The organism is Hoeflea sp. AS60, assembly GCF_038900115.1.
Lineage (GTDB): Bacteria > Pseudomonadota > Alphaproteobacteria > Rhizobiales > Rhizobiaceae > Hoeflea.
On record NZ_JBBMQP010000005.1, the window covers coordinates 95,999 to 112,779 of the forward strand.

13 protein-coding genes are annotated in these 16,781 nt (G+C 59.2%); 11 read left to right on the plus strand and 2 right to left on the minus strand.

Annotated features, from left to right (window positions below):
* Positions 1–2: 2 nt before the first annotated feature.
* The 4 genes from murG (at position 3) to WNZ14_RS21735 (ending at position 4,539) form a co-directional block, all read left to right on the plus strand.
* On the plus strand, positions 3–1,130 hold the full coding sequence (gene murG, locus WNZ14_RS21720) for an undecaprenyldiphospho-muramoylpentapeptide beta-N-acetylglucosaminyltransferase (RefSeq protein WP_342870784.1): 1,128 nt from the start codon (positions 3–5) through the stop codon (positions 1,128–1,130).
* Positions 1,127–2,551, plus strand: coding sequence for a UDP-N-acetylmuramate--L-alanine ligase (gene murC / locus WNZ14_RS21725; protein ID WP_342870785.1), 1,425 nt, complete (start codon positions 1,127–1,129; stop codon positions 2,549–2,551). Before murG ends, murC begins: the two co-directional genes overlap by 4 nt.
* 5 nt (positions 2,552–2,556) lie before the next feature.
* Entirely contained in the window at positions 2,557–3,525 is a 969-nt protein-coding gene (gene murB, locus WNZ14_RS21730; protein ID WP_342870824.1) for a UDP-N-acetylmuramate dehydrogenase, read from the plus strand.
* 174 nt (positions 3,526–3,699) lie between these two features.
* The gene (locus tag WNZ14_RS21735; RefSeq protein ID WP_342870786.1) at positions 3,700–4,539 is read left to right on the plus strand and encodes a GGDEF domain-containing protein; all 840 of its coding nucleotides are present in this window, start codon (positions 3,700–3,702) and stop codon (positions 4,537–4,539) included.
* Positions 4,540–4,566: 27 nt separating this feature from the next.
* Here WNZ14_RS21735 and WNZ14_RS21740 read toward each other — a convergent pair whose 3' ends face one another.
* Entirely contained in the window at positions 4,567–5,685 is a 1,119-nt protein-coding gene (locus WNZ14_RS21740) for a P1 family peptidase (protein WP_342870787.1), read from the minus strand.
* A 202-nt stretch (positions 5,686–5,887) separates the two neighbouring features.
* On the opposite strand from WNZ14_RS21740, the gene WNZ14_RS21745 reads away from it, so the two are divergent.
* Positions 5,888–6,715, plus strand: coding sequence for a GGDEF domain-containing protein (locus tag WNZ14_RS21745; RefSeq protein WP_342870788.1), 828 nt, complete (start codon positions 5,888–5,890; stop codon positions 6,713–6,715).
* 302 nt (positions 6,716–7,017) lie between these two features.
* Here WNZ14_RS21745 and WNZ14_RS21750 read toward each other — a convergent pair whose 3' ends face one another.
* Positions 7,018–8,931 (minus strand): EAL domain-containing protein, encoded by a 1,914-nt coding sequence (locus tag WNZ14_RS21750; RefSeq protein ID WP_342870789.1) that lies wholly within the window; start codon positions 8,929–8,931, stop codon positions 7,018–7,020.
* Between the two features lie 582 nt (positions 8,932–9,513).
* On the opposite strand from WNZ14_RS21750, the gene WNZ14_RS21755 reads away from it, so the two are divergent.
* The 6 genes from WNZ14_RS21755 (at position 9,514) to WNZ14_RS21780 (ending at position 16,773) form a co-directional block, all read left to right on the plus strand.
* Positions 9,514–10,452: a D-alanine--D-alanine ligase gene (locus tag WNZ14_RS21755; protein WP_342870790.1), complete on the plus strand. Its 939-nt coding sequence runs from the start codon at positions 9,514–9,516 to the stop codon at positions 10,450–10,452.
* The gene (locus WNZ14_RS21760) at positions 10,440–11,369 is read left to right on the plus strand and encodes a cell division protein FtsQ/DivIB (protein ID WP_342870791.1); all 930 of its coding nucleotides are present in this window, start codon (positions 10,440–10,442) and stop codon (positions 11,367–11,369) included. Before WNZ14_RS21755 ends, WNZ14_RS21760 begins: the two co-directional genes overlap by 13 nt.
* Complete coding sequence (ftsA, locus tag WNZ14_RS21765) at positions 11,366–12,694, plus strand: cell division protein FtsA (protein WP_342870792.1); 1,329 nt, start codon at positions 11,366–11,368, stop codon at positions 12,692–12,694. Before WNZ14_RS21760 ends, ftsA begins: the two co-directional genes overlap by 4 nt.
* Positions 12,695–12,751: 57 nt before the next feature.
* Complete coding sequence (gene ftsZ / locus WNZ14_RS21770) at positions 12,752–14,482, plus strand: cell division protein FtsZ (protein WP_342870793.1); 1,731 nt, start codon at positions 12,752–12,754, stop codon at positions 14,480–14,482.
* A gap of 289 nt (positions 14,483–14,771) precedes the next feature.
* Positions 14,772–15,725: a UDP-3-O-acyl-N-acetylglucosamine deacetylase gene (lpxC, locus tag WNZ14_RS21775; RefSeq protein WP_342870794.1), complete on the plus strand. Its 954-nt coding sequence runs from the start codon at positions 14,772–14,774 to the stop codon at positions 15,723–15,725.
* A 244-nt stretch (positions 15,726–15,969) separates the two neighbouring features.
* Positions 15,970–16,773, plus strand: coding sequence for an outer membrane protein assembly factor BamD (locus WNZ14_RS21780; protein WP_342870825.1), 804 nt, complete (start codon positions 15,970–15,972; stop codon positions 16,771–16,773).
* The last annotated feature ends 8 nt before the right edge of the window (positions 16,774–16,781 follow it).

A 16,781-nucleotide genomic window follows, 5' to 3' on the forward strand; every position in this document is an offset into this window, starting at 1 on the left:
CCATGACAGAGAGCAAGCTTTTCCTTCTGTCTGCCGGAGGCACCGGCGGACATCTGTTCCCGGCTGAAGCGCTGGCGCACGAATTGACGGAGCGCGGGCACCGGGTGAATCTGGTGACCGACAGCCGTGCCGAGCGGTTTTCGGGTAAATTCCCGGCATCCGAAATCCATGTCGTGCGCTCGGCCACCATCGGCTCGAGAAATCCTATCAAGGTGATCAGATCGCTTTGGACGCTGTTCAAGGGTGTCAGGGAAGCTGGTGCCCTGATCCGCAAGATCCGTCCCGACGCAGTGATCGGCTTCGGCGGCTACCCGACCATTCCGCCGCTATTGGCAGCATCGAATGCCGGCTTGCCGACGATGCTGCATGAGCAGAACGCGGTGATGGGCCGGGCCAACAAGGCACTCGCCTCGCGGGTCAAAGCCATTGCCGGAGGGTTCCTGCCTGAAGGCCAGGGGCGATATGCCGACAAGACCGTGATCACCGGCAACCCGGTGCGTCCGGAAGTGATTTCGGCGGCGTCCATTCCCTATGTTCCTTCGCTCGAGGGCGAACCCTTCCGGCTCGTGGTGTTTGGCGGAAGCCAGGGCGCGCAGTTCTTCTCTGACGCGATCCCGTCGGCAATCGGACTATTGCCAGATCCGCTGAGGGCGCGGCTCACGTTGACGCAGCAGGCGCGGCCCGAGGATGAGGCGCACGTTCGGGGGCGGCTTGAAGACATGGGTGTTGAGGCCGAGGTGTCACCGTTCTTTACCGACATGGCGGCGCGCATCGGCGCGGCCCATCTGGTGATTTCGCGCTCCGGCGCTTCGACCGTTTCCGAAATCGCCGTCATTGGCCGCTCGGCCATTCTGGTGCCATACCCCTACGCGCTTGACCATGATCAGGCGGCCAACGCGGCAGCCTTGATGGCCAAGGGTGGAGCCAGCGTCGTCAAGCAATCGGAGCTGAGCGCTCAACTTCTCTCGGACATGATCGCCGACCGGATGAATGATCCGGCAGGTCTCGCAGCGACTGCAGCCGCCGCCCAGGCCACGGGAAAACCCGACGCCGCGCGCTTGCTTGCCAATCTTGCAGAAGCTATTGCGGAGGGCGTCAGTCTGGAACAATTTAGGAGTTCGCCCGCATGAAGATGCCACAAACCATAGGTCTGGTGCATTTTATCGGCATTGGCGGCATCGGCATGAGTGGTATCGCCGAGGTCTTGAACAATCTCGGCTACAAGGTTCAGGGTTCGGATCAGTCCGAAAGCGCCAATGTGCAGCGGCTGCGCGACAAGGGCATCGAGGTCCATATCGGTCATTCAGCCGCAAACCTTGGTGACGCCGAAGTCGTGGTGGTTTCGACCGCGATCAAGAAGACCAATCCCGAACTGATGGCCGCGCGCGAGCGCCTGCTTCCGGTGGTGCGCCGGGCAGAAATGCTGGCAGAGCTGATGCGTTTTCGCAATGCTATCGCCATTGGCGGTACCCACGGCAAGACCACCACTACCTCGATGGTGGCAACGCTTCTCGAAGCCGGTGGGCTTGATCCGACCGTGATCAATGGCGGTATCATCAACGCCTACGGCACCAATGCCCGGATGGGCGAGGGCGAGTGGATGGTGGTGGAGGCCGACGAGAGCGACGGCACGTTCCTCAAGCTGCCCGCTGATATCGCCGTCATCACCAATATCGATCCCGAACATCTTGATCACTACGGCACCTTTGACGCGGTGCGCGCGGCATTCCGCTCCTTTGTCGAGAATGTTCCGTTCTATGGCTTCGGCGTGATGTGCCTGGACCATCCCGAAGTCCAGGCCCTGGTCAGCCGCATCGAGGACCGCCGGGTTATCACCTATGGCGAGAACCCGCAGTCCGATGTCCGCTTTTCCAACCACCATATGGATGGAGCGGTTTCGGTGTTCGACGTGGTGATCAACAGCCGCAAGACCGGCGAGACGGTCGAGCTCAAGGATCTGCGACTGCCGATGCCGGGCAAGCACAATGTGTCCAATGCGGTGGCGGCAATTGCAGTTGCATCCGAGCTTGGGCTGACGCCTGAGCAGATCAAGAAAGGTCTGGGGCAATTCGGCGGCGTCAAGCGGCGCTTCACCAACACCGGCAACTGGAACGGCGTTGAAGTGTTTGACGATTACGGCCACCATCCGGTCGAGATCAAGGCCGTACTGTCGGCTGCCCGTGACGCCTGTCAGGGCCGGGTGATTGCTGTCGCCCAGCCGCATCGCTACACGCGGCTTGAAAGTCTGTTTGATGATTTTTCCGCCTGCTTCAACGATGCCAACACGGTGATCATGGCGCCGGTCTATGCGGCTGGCGAAGATCCGATCGAAGGTATTGATTCTGCACATCTGGTCATGAGCATGAAAGCGGGCGGTCACCGTGACGCGCGTCTGATCGATGTACCTGCAGCACTTGCTCCGTTGATCGCCGAGATCGCCAAGCCGGGCGATTATGTCGTCTGCCTTGGCGCCGGAACGATCACGCAGTGGGCCAACCAGTTGCCCAAGGAACTCCATGCGCTGAAGCCGGTTGCAGGTGACAGCGCATGAAGGTTCTGCAGGACGATGGTGACAAGCTGCTGGCATCTCTAAGCGGCAAACTGTCTGATATACGGGGTCGGCTGACGCCAAATGCGGACATGTCGAAGGTGACCTGGTTCCGCACTGGCGGTCCGGCGGAACTCTTGTTCCAGCCGCTTGATGAGGACGATCTGTCGACGTTTCTGGCAGCGCTGCCTGAAGAGATCCCGGTGCTGCCGGTCGGCATCGGTTCAAACCTCCTGGTGCGCGACGGCGGAATCCCGGGCGTCGTGATCCGGCTCTCGGCCAAGGGCTTCGGACGGGCCGAGCACGTGTCTGATACACGTCTTGCTGCGGGCGCTGTCTGTCCCGACAAGCATCTGGCCGCCTTGGCACTCGAAACCGGGCTTGGCGGCTTTCACTTCTATCACGGCATTCCTGGCGCCATCGGTGGCGCGCTTCGAATGAACGCCGGCGCCAATGGTGTTGAAACCCGCGAGCGGGTTGTCGAGGTGCACGCCCTCGACCGCAAGGGCGAGCGGCATGTGCTCTCCAACGCAGACATGGGCTATGCCTACCGCCACTCGTCTGCGCCGAAGGACCTGATCTTCACCCGCGCGATATTCGAGGGCACTCCTGCGGCCAAGGAGCAGATCCGCGCCGACATGGATGCCGTGCAGCATCATCGTGAGACGGTGCAGCCGATCCGCGAGAAGACCGGCGGTTCTACCTTCAAGAATCCGGAAGGCCATTCGGCCTGGAAGGTGATCGACGAAGCCGGCTGTCGCGGCCTGACCGTTGGCGGAGCCCAGATGTCGCCGATGCATTGCAACTTCATGATCAACACCGGCACGGCTTCGGGCTATGAGCTCGAAAATCTCGGCGAAACCGTTCGCGCCCGCGTGCTGGAAACGTCGGGCATCAGGCTCGAATGGGAAATCAAGCGGCTTGGTCTGTTCGAACAGGGTCAGGTGGTGCAGGAGTTTCTGGGGCAGTTGGTGTAATCCACCCGGTTTCACACACCGCACGAGCAGTCCTGTTTACGCGAAATTTACCAAGCAATTCGTTTCAGGTTTAAATCATCCGTTTCATGGGTGGCCGCGGGACGCAACGGCTGGTTTGCAGGACATCTTTAACGTGCGGAACCTAAGACGTGGCTCGTGAATTGGAGAGCGTTTATGGTCGGTGCGACCCGGAAATGGATTGTCAAACAGTTGTTGCTCGGGGAGTTCAGCTCGGAGCGCGATGTATGGCGCAAGGCGCCCTGGGTTGGCCTCAAGGTCTCAATGCTCGCCTACGCTCTCAATCTGGCAGCTCATTTTCTGATCTATGGGTTTGGCCTGCTGCCCTATGATCTGGGAGCTGCGTTGGTTCTTGCAACGCTTCTGACCCCGCCGATTACGTTCATTCTGGCGGTCGGGGCTTATCTTGCCGTCGGACTTGCAATCCATGACCTTGGTGTGTCGAGCGCCGAGCTGGAGCGCCTGAGCCGCACCGACATGCTTTCGGGGCTGGCCAACCGGCGGGCATTCCAGCAAACTTTCGATGAGTGTTTGAGCGACAAGACCCTGGCAGTTTTTGACATCGATTGCTTCAAGAAAATAAATGACACGCACGGCCATTCTGCTGGTGACGCGGTAATTGCCGAGGTCGCACGAACGTTGTCGGCAGTCTTTGGAGAGCAAGGCGAGTGTGCCCGCATCGGTGGTGAGGAATTTGCCGTTTTCAGCAGCGACGTGTCGTTCAGTGAATTTGCAGAGCTATGCGAGATGGCCCGTATCCGGATTGCCGCGATGAGGATCGACTCCGAAATGAGGAAGCTCTCGGTTAGCGTGTCGGGTGGCGTTGCCAGGGCGCTGCCAGGTGAGACATTCGGTCTGGTCTTTACGCGCGCGGACAAGGCGCTCTACGCTGCCAAAACTGGTGGGCGGAACCGGATTGTCCATTTCGGCGATGCAGATGGGCAGGTTATTGAAGCCGAAAATGCGAAGCCGGCCGCGCTTACCACTGCGGCTTGAGCAGCCGGCCTGATCCGGACGGCACTTCTATTTCTGAACCGTCAATCCCAAAGCCCGTTTTACTGCCTCGTGCGGTAGCGCCGGCACGAAATTTCTGTCCCGTCCGGTCATGCCTTCATTTGCGATCATGGAATTGAGGATGGCTTCTTCGGTGGCCTGCACCACGGCCTCAAAGAACGGATCGATGTCTTCGTCGGGCACAAAGCGGACGGTGCGGATGGCGCCGGCGCCAAGATCCGATGCGGCGGTCGAGAAAGCCAGGAACAGATCGCCCGAGCCGTGCGTGGCCATGCCGCCGGTCTTGCCGATGCCGAAGGTTGCGCGCCTGGCGAGGCGCTTCAGTTGGTGCGGCAGGAAGGGCGCGTCAGTGGCGATAATGGCAATAATCGAACTGAGCTCGGTGTCCTTGGTGTTGGTCAGCATTGGCGGCAGGTCCGGGTCGGCGCCGATGGTGTAGCCAAGTACGGTGAGGTGTCGGCGGGTGCCGAAATTGGCCTGTACGAAGACGCCGACGGTAAATGCTTCCCCACCATAATCGACCAGCCGTGAGGATGTGCCGGAGCCGGCCTTGAAGCCGAAACACTTCATGCCGGTGCCGCCGCCGACGCTGCCTTCCTCGATCGCTCCGCCTTGCGCCGCGTCAATCGCCTGGGCAACGTGCCGGGCCTCGACGTGGAACCCGTTGATGTCGTTCAAAAACCCGTCATAGGTTTCGGCGGCTACCGGCAGGGCGAAATCATCATGGTAGCGCTCGGCCAGAAACTCGACGGCCCATCGGATTGTCGCATCGCGGGCTATGCCGCAGGAATGGGTGTTGGTGATGGTGATCGGCAGCGCCATCTTGCCGGTCTCCTCGATATAGTGAGTGCCGCTCAGTTCTCCATTGCCATTGAGACTGAAGAAGCCGGCAAACAGCGGTTGATCGATTTCGGCAAGTGGACGCGGCACGATCGCGGTCACGCCGGTGCGCACTGGACCCTGACCTGTCACCAAGGGGCCGTCACCTGTAACGATCGTCGAATAGCCAACCGTGACGCCAGGCACATCGGTGATGGCGTTGAATGGGCCGCTTACGCCTTCGAACGGCAGCCCCAGCCCCTTGCCGCGCAGTTTGCCCGAGGGTGTGGCTTTCCATTCCGGTTTCATGGCGGTTCTCCTTGGCCGAGATCTTGTTGGGACAAATGGGTGGCGGCGATGCAGGTGACATGGATCTGCACTGTTGCGCAAGGAAGAGGGGTGGCCAAATGTCGCTGTAAACCGCCGTTCGGCCCGCAATTGTCGCGCAGATTGGAGGCATTATGTTAACGCGCCGCACCTAAAATCCGCACCACTGAACCGGAGTGATTTTATGGTGGGTGTGACCCGCAACTGGATAGTCAGGCAACTGTCTCTCGGAGAGTTTGACTCGCACAGACAGGTCTGGCGCAGATCGACAGTGATGGCGTGCAAGATCGGGGTCCTTGCCTATGTCCTCGATATTGCCTCGCACATTATCCTCGATGCGTTCGGCCTGCTGCCTTACAGCCTGGCCTCTTCGTTGATCATTGCCACAGTCCTGACCCCGGCTCTTGGCTTCTTTCTGGCCCTGACGTCCTATCTGGTGATCGGATTTGCAATCCACGATCTTGGTGTGTCGCGCAATGAACTCGAGCGGCTGAGCCGTACCGACACGCTTTCAGGGCTGGCCAACCGGCGGGCTTTTCTCGACCAGTTCGACCGCTGTGAGCGGAAAAAGGCAATGCTGGTCTTTGACATAGACCGGTTCAAATCAGTCAATGATACACACGGTCATCTGGTCGGTGATGAGGTTATCAGCAGGGTTGCGGACGTGCTCTCGACAGTGTTCTGCGACCGGTGTGTGTGTGCCCGGATTGGCGGAGAGGAATTTACCGTCTTCTGCCACGACATGCCTTTTGCCGAGTTCGCAGCACTTGGCGAGATTGCCCGTGTCAGGATCGCGGGAATGCAGATCGAAACGGAAAACAGCGGATTTTCCGTCACTTTATCGGGCGGCTTGGCAAGGGCGTTGCCGAACGAGCAATTTGGCGAAGTCTTTTCACGTGCGGACAAGGCGCTCTACGCGGCCAAGTCGGGCGGGCGCAATCAGATCGTGCTTTGCTATGATGCGAGCAGCACAGTCCAGAGGCAAGACGGCCCCATTCAAGACGCCGTCTGACCTCCTGACATGCCATGAGAACCGAACTGATCCCTGTTTCAGGCTAAGGCTTGGGAGGCTGTGGAAACATGGAAAGGGACGTCAAAGGTTTGAGCTATCAGCCCTGACAGCCGCTGGATTTGATTTGTCCTTTGCCTAAACGGACGACTGTGAACCGACAGCGGGAACTGACGACGGGGGGAACTGACGACGGGGGGAACTGACGACGGGGGGAACTGACGACAGCAATGCAAACGGTTCTCCACGGCACCTCTTTCGCAAACACGCAGGCAGCTTTCGGCAAGCTTGGCTGGCGCGGAACCTCACGCGGAATGGGCGGCGTGTTCTCTGATGACAGGGTTTCCATCCTGCTCGAGGATCATCCGAATGGCATCTTTAGCGGCCATCGGCCTGCCGTACAGGTATCCCTGGATCAGGTCGGGCTCAAGTTTGGACAGCACGTCCATCTCCGGCTCGGTCTCGACACCTTCGAGAACACAACGCAAGTCAAGCTTGCGGCACAGGCCAATGACACCGGCAACAATTTCCTTGGATGTCGTGCTGTGGGGAACTTTGCGGATGAAACTCCTGTCGATCTTGACCTTGTCCAGCGGCAACTGATCGAGATATTCGAAACTGGAATAGCCGGATCCGAAGTCATCAAGTGCGATCTTGCAACCGCTCGCCCGCAATTGCTCAAGAAGCGTGCGCGAGTTTTCCAGATCCGACATCACGGCTGTCTCGGTAATCTCGAATTCAAGACGGCTCGGCGAAATGCCGGACTCCATGACCTGCCCGAGCAAGGACAGGATGAAGGTCTGGTTCGAGATGTCCTGGGCGGACAGGTTGAATGAGAGACTGATGTCCTGCGGCCACGCAGCCAGTTCGGCGAGACTTTTCTTGAACAGGATGTCGGTCACCCTGCGAATGTGACCGGCGCGTTCCGCCGCGCGGATGAAGAGGTCCGGGCGGACCAGTCCAAGCTTCGGGCTCTGCCAGCGTGCCAGTGCTTCGAAGCTGACAACACGCTTCTGCGTGGGCGAGTATTGTGGCTGAAACAGAAGGAAGAGTTCGCTGTCGAGATCGCCTTCGCGCAATTCGCGCTCGATCTCGATTGCCTGTTTCATTTCCTGATCTTCAGCCGTATCAAACAGCACACATTGGCCGCGATAATGGGTTTTGGCCTTGTAGAGCGCGAAGTCGGCTTTCTCGTAGAGCTGGGCGCCTGAATGGCCCATGCTGGGGAAATGCGAGAACCCGGCGGAGGCACCGACAGTGAGTTGCAGGAGGTCGATCGGGTAGGGGCTGCTGATCGTTTCTATGGCCCGTTTGCCAAGATCTTCAATCTCCGCTCCCGTCAGGCTTCCCGGCAGAATTGCGATGAATTCATCACCGCCAATACGCCCGAACGTCGCGCCTTCGAAATCAATTCTCTCGGCACGGTCTACGATGGCGCAGAGCAGGCGGTCACCGACCATATGGCCATATACGTCATTGATGGCCTTGAAGCCGTCGAGGTCGAAAATACCCATCCAGAACGGTCTGCGCTGTTCGACCAGGTAATCGATTCTTTGAAAAATGGCGCGGCGGTTGGGAATGCCGGTCAGCATGTCGGTGTCGGCCAGGCGCTTCGCCTTGGCAGCGAGCTTGTCGGCGAGCAGGCGCGCATCGATTTGCTGAAGGATTGCTTTGCGCAGGAGCAAGGCCATGGAGAAAGAGGCGAACGCGGTGGCGACGCCGATCGAAACATACTGGGTAAAGATCTCGTGCGAAAGAGAGGAGGCGAACCAGTAAAGTGTCGCAAGGGAAGCAAATACGCTGAACAGAATACCCCTCAGGGTTACCCCGGTCGTCGAGAAAATGACCGCCATCAGAGCGAAGTAGACGAGCTTGGACTGTTCAAAGTGTATTGTGAGGTAAGTCAATACATTCAGATACATCAACGCGCTCATGACCACGCCCATCAGCTCGAGCCGCTGCAGCGAGATGGTTGCTCCCGTAACCGCATACTTTCTGATCAGGTAGTAGCACAGGGCCGTGATGGCACTGAGGGAGGCCAATATGGCAAGATCCAGGCCGGTTTCGTCCTGCCAATGGCTCCATGTGATGAAAACGTAATAGGCGCAGCCGGGGACCAGAATGGCACGAATGATAGGTGCATAGGCATTTGCCATGGCTTGCCTTTGCGCCGGATCGATCGCTGCGTTGATATTGGCAAGCGGATTATCAAATCTCATTGAAAACCTTCTTTCGGGCTCTGACCTTCCGAAATTTGGACCCGTCAACGACATTGCAAGGAAAACAAATGTGTCCGTGCTTCGCAGAAACTCTGCGCTTGCCGGGCAGCCTTCGTCGATGTGAGAGCACTCTCTTCATATGAATTATTTGCCAAACAGTTTTCTCAAAACGTCTGAGTGTACTAATAAAGCAAAACATTAAACCATTGCTTTACAGGTGAATGGGAATTCCCCGTTTGTGTTCAACCTGAGGGCGCGCCCGGCAAGGCGGTGTTGCGTCTGATTTCGGTCGGCACTTGTGGGATGAACTCAATCAGGTTCTTTACCGTCATGACTGTTGTACGATCCAGGACGTCCGCATCAACTGCGTCCGGCTCCTCCTCGCAGTGCCCCCACTTGCTTTCGCTCCGCCGCTCTGATTCTTAGAGCCTGATGAATCGCGTCCGGTGATCAGGTGGCTGAGGGCGCGATCGCGCCGAATGCCCGATGTTGGGACGGTTTCGGGCAACCTTCATTCGGTATTCTGGCCTGTAACGCGCCGAACGAACGGGATCTTTGCAGTTGGCCTGATGAGGGAATGGAATGATCGCTGACAAATCGAAAAAGCATGTGGCCGTACTGATGGGCGGATTTTCCTCCGAGCGGCCGGTCAGTCTGGCCTCGGGCAAGCCCTGCGCCGAAGCGCTGGAGGCAGCCGGATACAAGGTCACCCGTGTGGACGTCGGTTCGGACGTGGCCTCGGTGCTGGCGGAGCTTAAGCCGGACGTCTGCTTCAATGCGCTGCACGGACCCTATGGCGAAGATGGCACCATTCAGGGCGTGCTCGAATATCTGGGTATTCCCTACACCCATTCCGGTGTGACCGCGTCGGCGCTCGCCATGGACAAGCGGCTGTCGAAAATCGTTGCCAAGGCGGTGGGCATTCCGGTGGCTGAATCCAAGGTGATGAACCGGCACGAGTTTACCTCGGCGCATCCGATGCAGCCGCCTTATGTGGTCAAACCGGTCAACGAGGGGTCAAGCTTTGGCGTCGTCATTGTCAGCGAGGGTCAGTCGCATCCGCCGCAGGTGATCACCTCTAAAGAGTGGAAATATGGCGACACGGTCATGGTCGAGCGCTACGTGCCCGGCCGCGAATTGACCTGCACCATCATGGGCGATGTGGCGCTTGCGGTCACCGAGATAGTGCCGCAAGGACACAGCTTTTACGATTATGACTCTAAATACGTCGCCGGAGGCTCCAAACACGTTTGTCCGGCGGAAATTTCACCAATTGTTTACCAAAAAATACGTAGGTTGAGTTTGAAGGCGCATCAAGCGATCGGCTGCCGCGGCGTAAGCAGGTCCGATTTTCGGTATGATGACCGTTTCTCCGCAGAAGGAGAGGTCATCTGGCTCGAAATCAACACCCAGCCCGGCATGACACCGACATCCTTGGCGCCAGAAATGGCCCTGCAGGCGGGTCATTCGTTTGAAGAATTTGTCAGCTGGATGGTGGAGGACGCTTCGTGTCGTCGATAACAGGAAACAAAGGCAGAGCCGTTCACGCGGCAAACGCTCCGGGACGTGACACGTTCTCCGGCGCGTTCGTGCTGCCTCGTTTCCTGCGCCGTCCGGTGCGCTACACCATGGCACTCGCCACCGGTCGGGTCGGCATTCGTCCGCACACCGGTTCTGTCGCGGCATTTGCGTTTCTCGCGGCCACCGGACTTTACGGAATGACGCTGGGTGGTCACACCCATATGGTCACACAGGCCGTGACCACGAGCGCCGGATTTGCGCTTGAGGATGTGCATGTCAGTGGCAATGCCGAGACCTCCGACATCGATATCCTGCAGCAGCTCGGGCTCGACGGGTCGACGTCTGTGGTGGCGATCAATGCCCATGCAGCGCGTGAAAAGCTGATCGAACTGCCCTGGGTCACCGATGCTCATGTCCAGAAGATTTACCCTCGCGGCCTTTCTGTCCGGCTGACTGAACGCAAGCCGGTGGGTATCTGGCAGCATGGCGACATGCTTTCATTGATTGACGCGCGTGGTGATGTGATCGCACCGCTCAGCGGCGCCCGCCATGCAGAGCTTCCGCTCTATGTTGGCCTGGGCGCTGATGTCCATGCTGACGAGCTTGAAGCGCGACTGCTGTTCTATCCCGAGCTGCGCGCCCGGGTGAAAGCCGCTATCCGCATAGCTGACCGTCGCTGGGATCTGAGGCTCGACAATGGCGTGACGCTGAGCCTGCCTGCCGACAATGTCGGTGCCGCTCTCGAACGCTTCGCCGAATTTGATGCAGGCCGTGATGTGCTCTCGCGCGATATCACCGTTGTTGATCTGCGTCTCGCAGACCGGGTGACGCTGCGGTTGACCGAAGCCTCTTTCGAACGTCGCAACGAAGCGCTTGAAGCCCGCGCTAAACTTATCAAGGCGGGCAAAAAATCGTGAGCCTGTTCCGCCCCTCTTCCATGTTGCCCCGGCTCAAGCCGCTGTCCTCCAAGCGTGTCAGCATCGTCACGGTGCTTGATATCGGCTCGTCGAAGGTGGTTTGCATGATCGGTCGTCTGACGCCGGTCGAGGCCGCAGAAGTGCTGTCGGGACGGACCCACAGCATCGAAATCCTTGGCATCGGTCATCAGAAGTCACGCGGGATCAAGGCCGGCGTTATTTCCGACATGGATGCGGTCGAGAGTTCGGTCCGGCTCGCCGTCGATTCTGCCGAGCGGATGGCCGGCGTGACGGTTGAAAGCCTGATCGTCAACGTGACTGCCGGGCGGCTCAATAGCGAGACCCATTCGGCTTCGGTCAATCTTGGTGGTCATGAAATCGCCTCGGGTGACCTTGCCAAGGTGGTCAATGCCGCCACACGGCAAAGCCAGCTCAACGAGCGCGCCATCCTGCATTCGCTGCCATCGAGCTACACACTTGATGGCGAGCGCGGAATCCGGGATCCGGCCGGCATGTATGGCGATCTTCTGGGCGTCGACATGCATGTGCTGACCGCTGACCGGGCGCCCTTGAAAAACCTTGAGCTGTCGATCAACCGGGCCCACCTGACCGTAGAGGCAATGGTGGCGACACCTTATGCTTCCGGGCTTGCAGCACTTGTTTCCGATGAGGCTGAAATGGGCTGTGCCGCCATTGACATGGGCGCCGGCACCACGACAATCTCGGTGTTTTCCGAGGGCAAGCTGGTCTACGCCGACGCAATTGCGCTCGGTGGCCAGCATGTGACCATGGATCTGGCGCGTGGACTGTCGACGCGTCTTGAAGATGCCGAGCGCATCAAGGTTGTACATGGTTCGGCGCTGCCTCAGGCGGGCGAAGACCGTGACGTGATTTCGATCCCGCCATTTGGCGAGGACGAGCGTGATCTGCCGACCCATGTGCCGCGCGGGCTTGTCTCACGCATCGTGCGCGCCCGGGTCGAGGAAACACTGGAAATGCTGCGCGACCGGATCCAGCAGTCGGGCTATGGCTCGCTTGTCGGCAAGCGCGTCGTGCTCACCGGCGGCGCCAGCCAGATGACCGGACTGTCTGAATCTGCCCGGCGGATTCTGGCGCGCAACGTCCGCATCGGACGGCCGCTGGGGGTTTCCGGACTTCCGACTTCGGCGAAGGGTCCGACATTTTCGACTGCGGTTGGCCTGATGATCTATCCACAGGTCGCCCATCTTGAATCCCACGGTGCAGGCGAGGGCGGCTTTGCCGCCATGGCCGGCGCTGGCGGCCGCCTGTCCCGCATGGGGCAGTGGCTTAAAGAGAGTTTTTGAATTCACAGAATTGGCCGACGCGGCGGTGCGGCCATGCCAAAGGAAGGAACGGGTGCCATGACCATCAATTTGCAGAAGCCGGACATCACCGAGCTGAAGCCCCGCATCACGGTGTTCGGGGTCGGCGGCGGCGGCGGAAACGCTGTTAACAACATGATCAATGCAGGGCTGCAGGGCGTCGACTTTGTCGTTGCCAACACTGATGCCCAGGCGCTGACCATGTCAAAGGCTGAACGGATCATCCAGCTCGGTGCAGCCGTGACCGAAGGTCTGGGCGCCGGATCGCAGCCGGAAGTCGGTCGCGCAGCCGCTGAAGAATGCATTGACGAGATCCTGGATCACCTCAATGGCACCCACATGTGCTTCGTCACCGCAGGCATGGGCGGCGGCACCGGTACGGGTGCTGCTCCTGTCGTAGCCCAGGCCGCCCGGAACAAGGGCATCCTGACAGTTGGTGTTGTTACCAAGCCGTTCCACTTCGAAGGACAGCGCCGCATGCGTCTGGCGGAATCAGGTATCGAGGAATTGCAGAAATGCGTCGATACCCTGATCGTCATCCCGAACCAGAACCTTTTCCGCATTGCCAATGACAAGACCACCTTCGCCGACGCCTTCGCGATGGCCGACCAGGTGCTTTACTCGGGCGTTGCCTGCATCACCGATCTGATGGTCAAGGAAGGCCTGATCAACCTCGACTTCGCCGACGTCCGTTCGGTGATGCGCGAGATGGGCCGCGCCATGATGGGCACTGGTGAAGCATCAGGTGAAGGCCGTGCAATGGCTGCAGCCGAAGCTGCGATCGCCAATCCGCTGCTTGACGAGACCACAATGAAGGGCGCACAGGGCCTGCTGATCTCGATCACCGGCGGTCGTGACATGACCCTGTTTGAAGTTGACGAAGCCGCGACCCGCATCCGCGAGGAAGTCGACGCCGACGCCAACATCATTCTGGGCGCAACGTTTGACGAGGCACTCGAAGGCCTTATCCGCGTCTCCGTGGTTGCCACAGGCATTGACCGGGTCGAAGGCGCTGAACAGCGTCCGGTCCAGTCGGCTTCGCGTCCGGCACCTCGGCCAGCTGTCAGCGCTCAGCCGCAGGCCGCTCGCCCGGCAGCTCCGGTATCGCAGCCGGCACCAGCCGCAGCATCCGTTGATCCGGTGGCTGACACCATCATGTCGGCGGAAGTCGATCTTGAGCGTGAACTCGACATTGCCAGCCAGATCGAGATGGCAGCGCAGAGCCAGGCAGCCAAGACTGCGCCAGCCGCACAGCCTGGTTTCCAGCCGAACAGCCGGATTTTTGCAGGTCAGGTTGATTCGGGTGCTGCACCACAGCAGCCAGTCATGTCCGCGCCGCAACGTCCGGCCATGGCTGCGCCCCAGGCCGCCCCGCAGCAGCCTGCAGCACAGCCCATGCAGGCGGCACCCGAGACCCGCATGGAGCCGCATACAACGCGGATGCCCCGCGTCGAGGATTTCCCTCCGGTGGTAAAGGCCGAGATGGAACACCGCGCAGCACCGCAGGGTCATGCCGATGAGCGCGGCCCCATGGGTCTGCTCAAGCGGATCTCGAGCACGCTGGGTCGTCGCGAAGAGGATGAAGTCGCTCACGCCGCTCCTGCAGCCCAGGCGCCGCAGGCTCGGCGTCCGCTTTCAGCCGAGGCGAGCATCTATGCGCCGCGCCGCGGCCAGCTCGACGATCAGGGCAGAATGACGCCTCAGGCGCGTTCGGCTCAGGAAGACGAACAGCTCGAAATTCCTGCATTCCTTCGCCGTCAGGCCAAGTAGGCAGGTAACTGTCTGTTACGAGACATGCGCATGGCGGCCATCTGGCCGCCATGTCTTTTTTAACTCTTTGTTAAGTTAAAGTTTTTGAAATTGCCTCAGTGTTACGACTTCGTAACAGATGGAAAAAAAGCGTGATTTGGAAACTTGGGTCCATCGCCGTATCTTGCAAATCAACGAAATGGGGCTGGGGTAGTCGACCGCACTGGGGAAGCGCGGGATTGCTCCTGACAATTGGGGACATCATGATCTTTGCGGATCATGCCAGATATTGCGGGAAACGGCGAAACATATGAGTAGTGATGTAGTAGGACTGCAGACCACAATTTCGCGGTCGATCTCCCTTTCTGGCATCGGAGTGCATTCCGGTGAAAACGTCTCGATTTCCTTCCACCCGGCAGATCCCGACAGTGGCATCGTCTTCAACCGACAGCTCCCATCCGGCGACGTGGTCAGCGTTCGTGCGGTGTCGTCGCAGGTAGGCTCCACCGATCTTTGCACGCTGCTTGGCAAGGCGCCTGACCGCTCGATCGCGACTGTCGAGCACCTGATGGCTGCGCTCTACGCGCTCGGTGTCGACAATATCAGCATTGATCTTGATGGCAGTGAAGTGCCGATCATGGACGGCAGTGCCGCTGTGTTCATCGAGGCACTCGATACCGCAGGCCTCGTCAATCATTCCGTCAAGCGCCGCTACATCCGCGTGGTCAAGCCGGTGCGAATCGAGATGGGCGGATCATGGGCAGAGTTCATTCCGCACAACGGTACCCGGTTCGAGATTGATATCGATTTTGAAACACCTCTGATCGGCCGCCAGTCGTGGAAGGGCGAGGTCACCGCCGACACGTTCCGTCGTGAACTCGCTCGCGCTCGCACATTTGGTTTCATGCGTGATGTCGAACGGCTTTGGGCTTCGGGCCATGCGCTTGGCTCATCGCTCGAGAATTCGGTTGTGATCGGTGATGACGACAAGGTCATCAATGTTGAGGGACTTCGCTACGGCGACGAGTTTGCCCGTCACAAGACACTTGATGCCGTGGGTGATCTGGCACTGGCAGGCGCTCAGTTCATCGGTTGCTACCGGAGCTACCGCGGCGGCCACAAGCTCAACGCTCTGGCACTTCGTGCCTTGCTGGCTGATCAGTCGGCCTATGAGGTGGTTGAAGCGCCGGCTCGCAGGGATACGGTTCGCCATGGTGAACTGGTGGCGGTCAATGCCGCGCTGTTCGCTCCATGGGCACTTTAACTGGCTGAACACGTTTACCTGTCACCTTCAGACGCTAAATACGTGATATTGAAGAGGATCATTGCCACAAAATTGCGGCAAAGCGTCTTCATGACGTTGCGAAGTTCGGTCATTTCCGGATAGAAACGCTGGTCTGGTTCCGCTGAACACATGTTTCCGCGGCTGTTGAGAGGTTTGCAGGATGGTTACTTCGGTCAAGGGTAGGCGCGGGCGCGTGTTTGAAATTGCGCTCATTGTCGCCGGGATGGCTGGCGTTTCGTCCGTTGTCAGCGGCTGTCAATCCGATCCCGACATCGACATCGCCAACTATGCCCAGTCTGTCGAGCCGGCCGATGTGCTCTACAATCAGGGCCTTGCCAACCTGCAGGCTGGTCAGTTGACCGAGGCGGGCCGCAAGTTCGACGCCGTCGACAAGCAGCATCCCTATTCCGAGTTCGCCCGCAAGGCGATGGTGATGAGCGCTTTTACGAATTACCGCCAGGCCCAGTATTCCGAAGCGATCAATACCGCGTCGCGCTATCTCAGCCTCTATCCCAATGATGAAGATGCGGCTTATGCGCAATATATTGTGGGGCTTGCCTATTATCGGCAAATTCCCGAGGTGACGCGTGACCAGCGTACATCGGCGCGTGCCATTGCTGCATTCACTGAAGTGATCGAGCGGTATCCTGATTCTGAATATGTCGAGGACAGCCAGGCGAAACTGCGCTATGCGCGCGATCAGCTGGCCGGCAAGGAAATGCAGGTCGGGCGCTACTACCAGGAGCGCAAGGAATATGTGGCTGCGGCCAACCGGTATCGCCTGGTGGTCGAGCAGTATCCCAACACACGTCAGGTCGAAGAGGCGCTGGCGCGTCTGGTCGAGACCTACTACGCGATGGGACTGGAAAGCGAAGCACAGACGGCAGCGGCCGTACTCGGGCACAATTACCCCGACAGCCAGTGGTATGCGGATTCCTACAAGCTCCTGAAGACGCGTGGCCTTGAGCCGCGTGAAAACAAGGGCTCCTGGATTTCTCGCGCCGGGGCCGCCCTCGTCGGCTCCTGAAACGGACG

Coding starts and splice junctions, on each gene's coding strand:
- murG (WP_342870784.1), top strand. CDS start 3: ATGACAGAGAGCAAGCTTTTCCTTCTGTCTGCCGGAGGCACCGGCGGA.
- murC (WP_342870785.1), top strand. CDS start 1,127: ATGAAGATGCCACAAACCATAGGTCTGGTGCATTTTATCGGCATTGGC.
- WNZ14_RS21735 (WP_342870786.1), top strand. CDS start 3,700: ATGGTCGGTGCGACCCGGAAATGGATTGTCAAACAGTTGTTGCTCGGG.
- WNZ14_RS21740 (WP_342870787.1), bottom strand. CDS start 5,685: ATGAAACCGGAATGGAAAGCCACACCCTCGGGCAAACTGCGCGGCAAG.
- WNZ14_RS21745 (WP_342870788.1), top strand. CDS start 5,888: ATGGTGGGTGTGACCCGCAACTGGATAGTCAGGCAACTGTCTCTCGGA.
- WNZ14_RS21750 (WP_342870789.1), bottom strand. CDS start 8,931: ATGAGATTTGATAATCCGCTTGCCAATATCAACGCAGCGATCGATCCG.
- WNZ14_RS21755 (WP_342870790.1), top strand. CDS start 9,514: ATGATCGCTGACAAATCGAAAAAGCATGTGGCCGTACTGATGGGCGGA.
- ftsZ (WP_342870793.1), top strand. CDS start 12,752: ATGACCATCAATTTGCAGAAGCCGGACATCACCGAGCTGAAGCCCCGC.
- lpxC (WP_342870794.1), top strand. CDS start 14,772: ATGAGTAGTGATGTAGTAGGACTGCAGACCACAATTTCGCGGTCGATC.
- WNZ14_RS21780 (WP_342870825.1), top strand. CDS start 15,970: ATGGCTGGCGTTTCGTCCGTTGTCAGCGGCTGTCAATCCGATCCCGAC.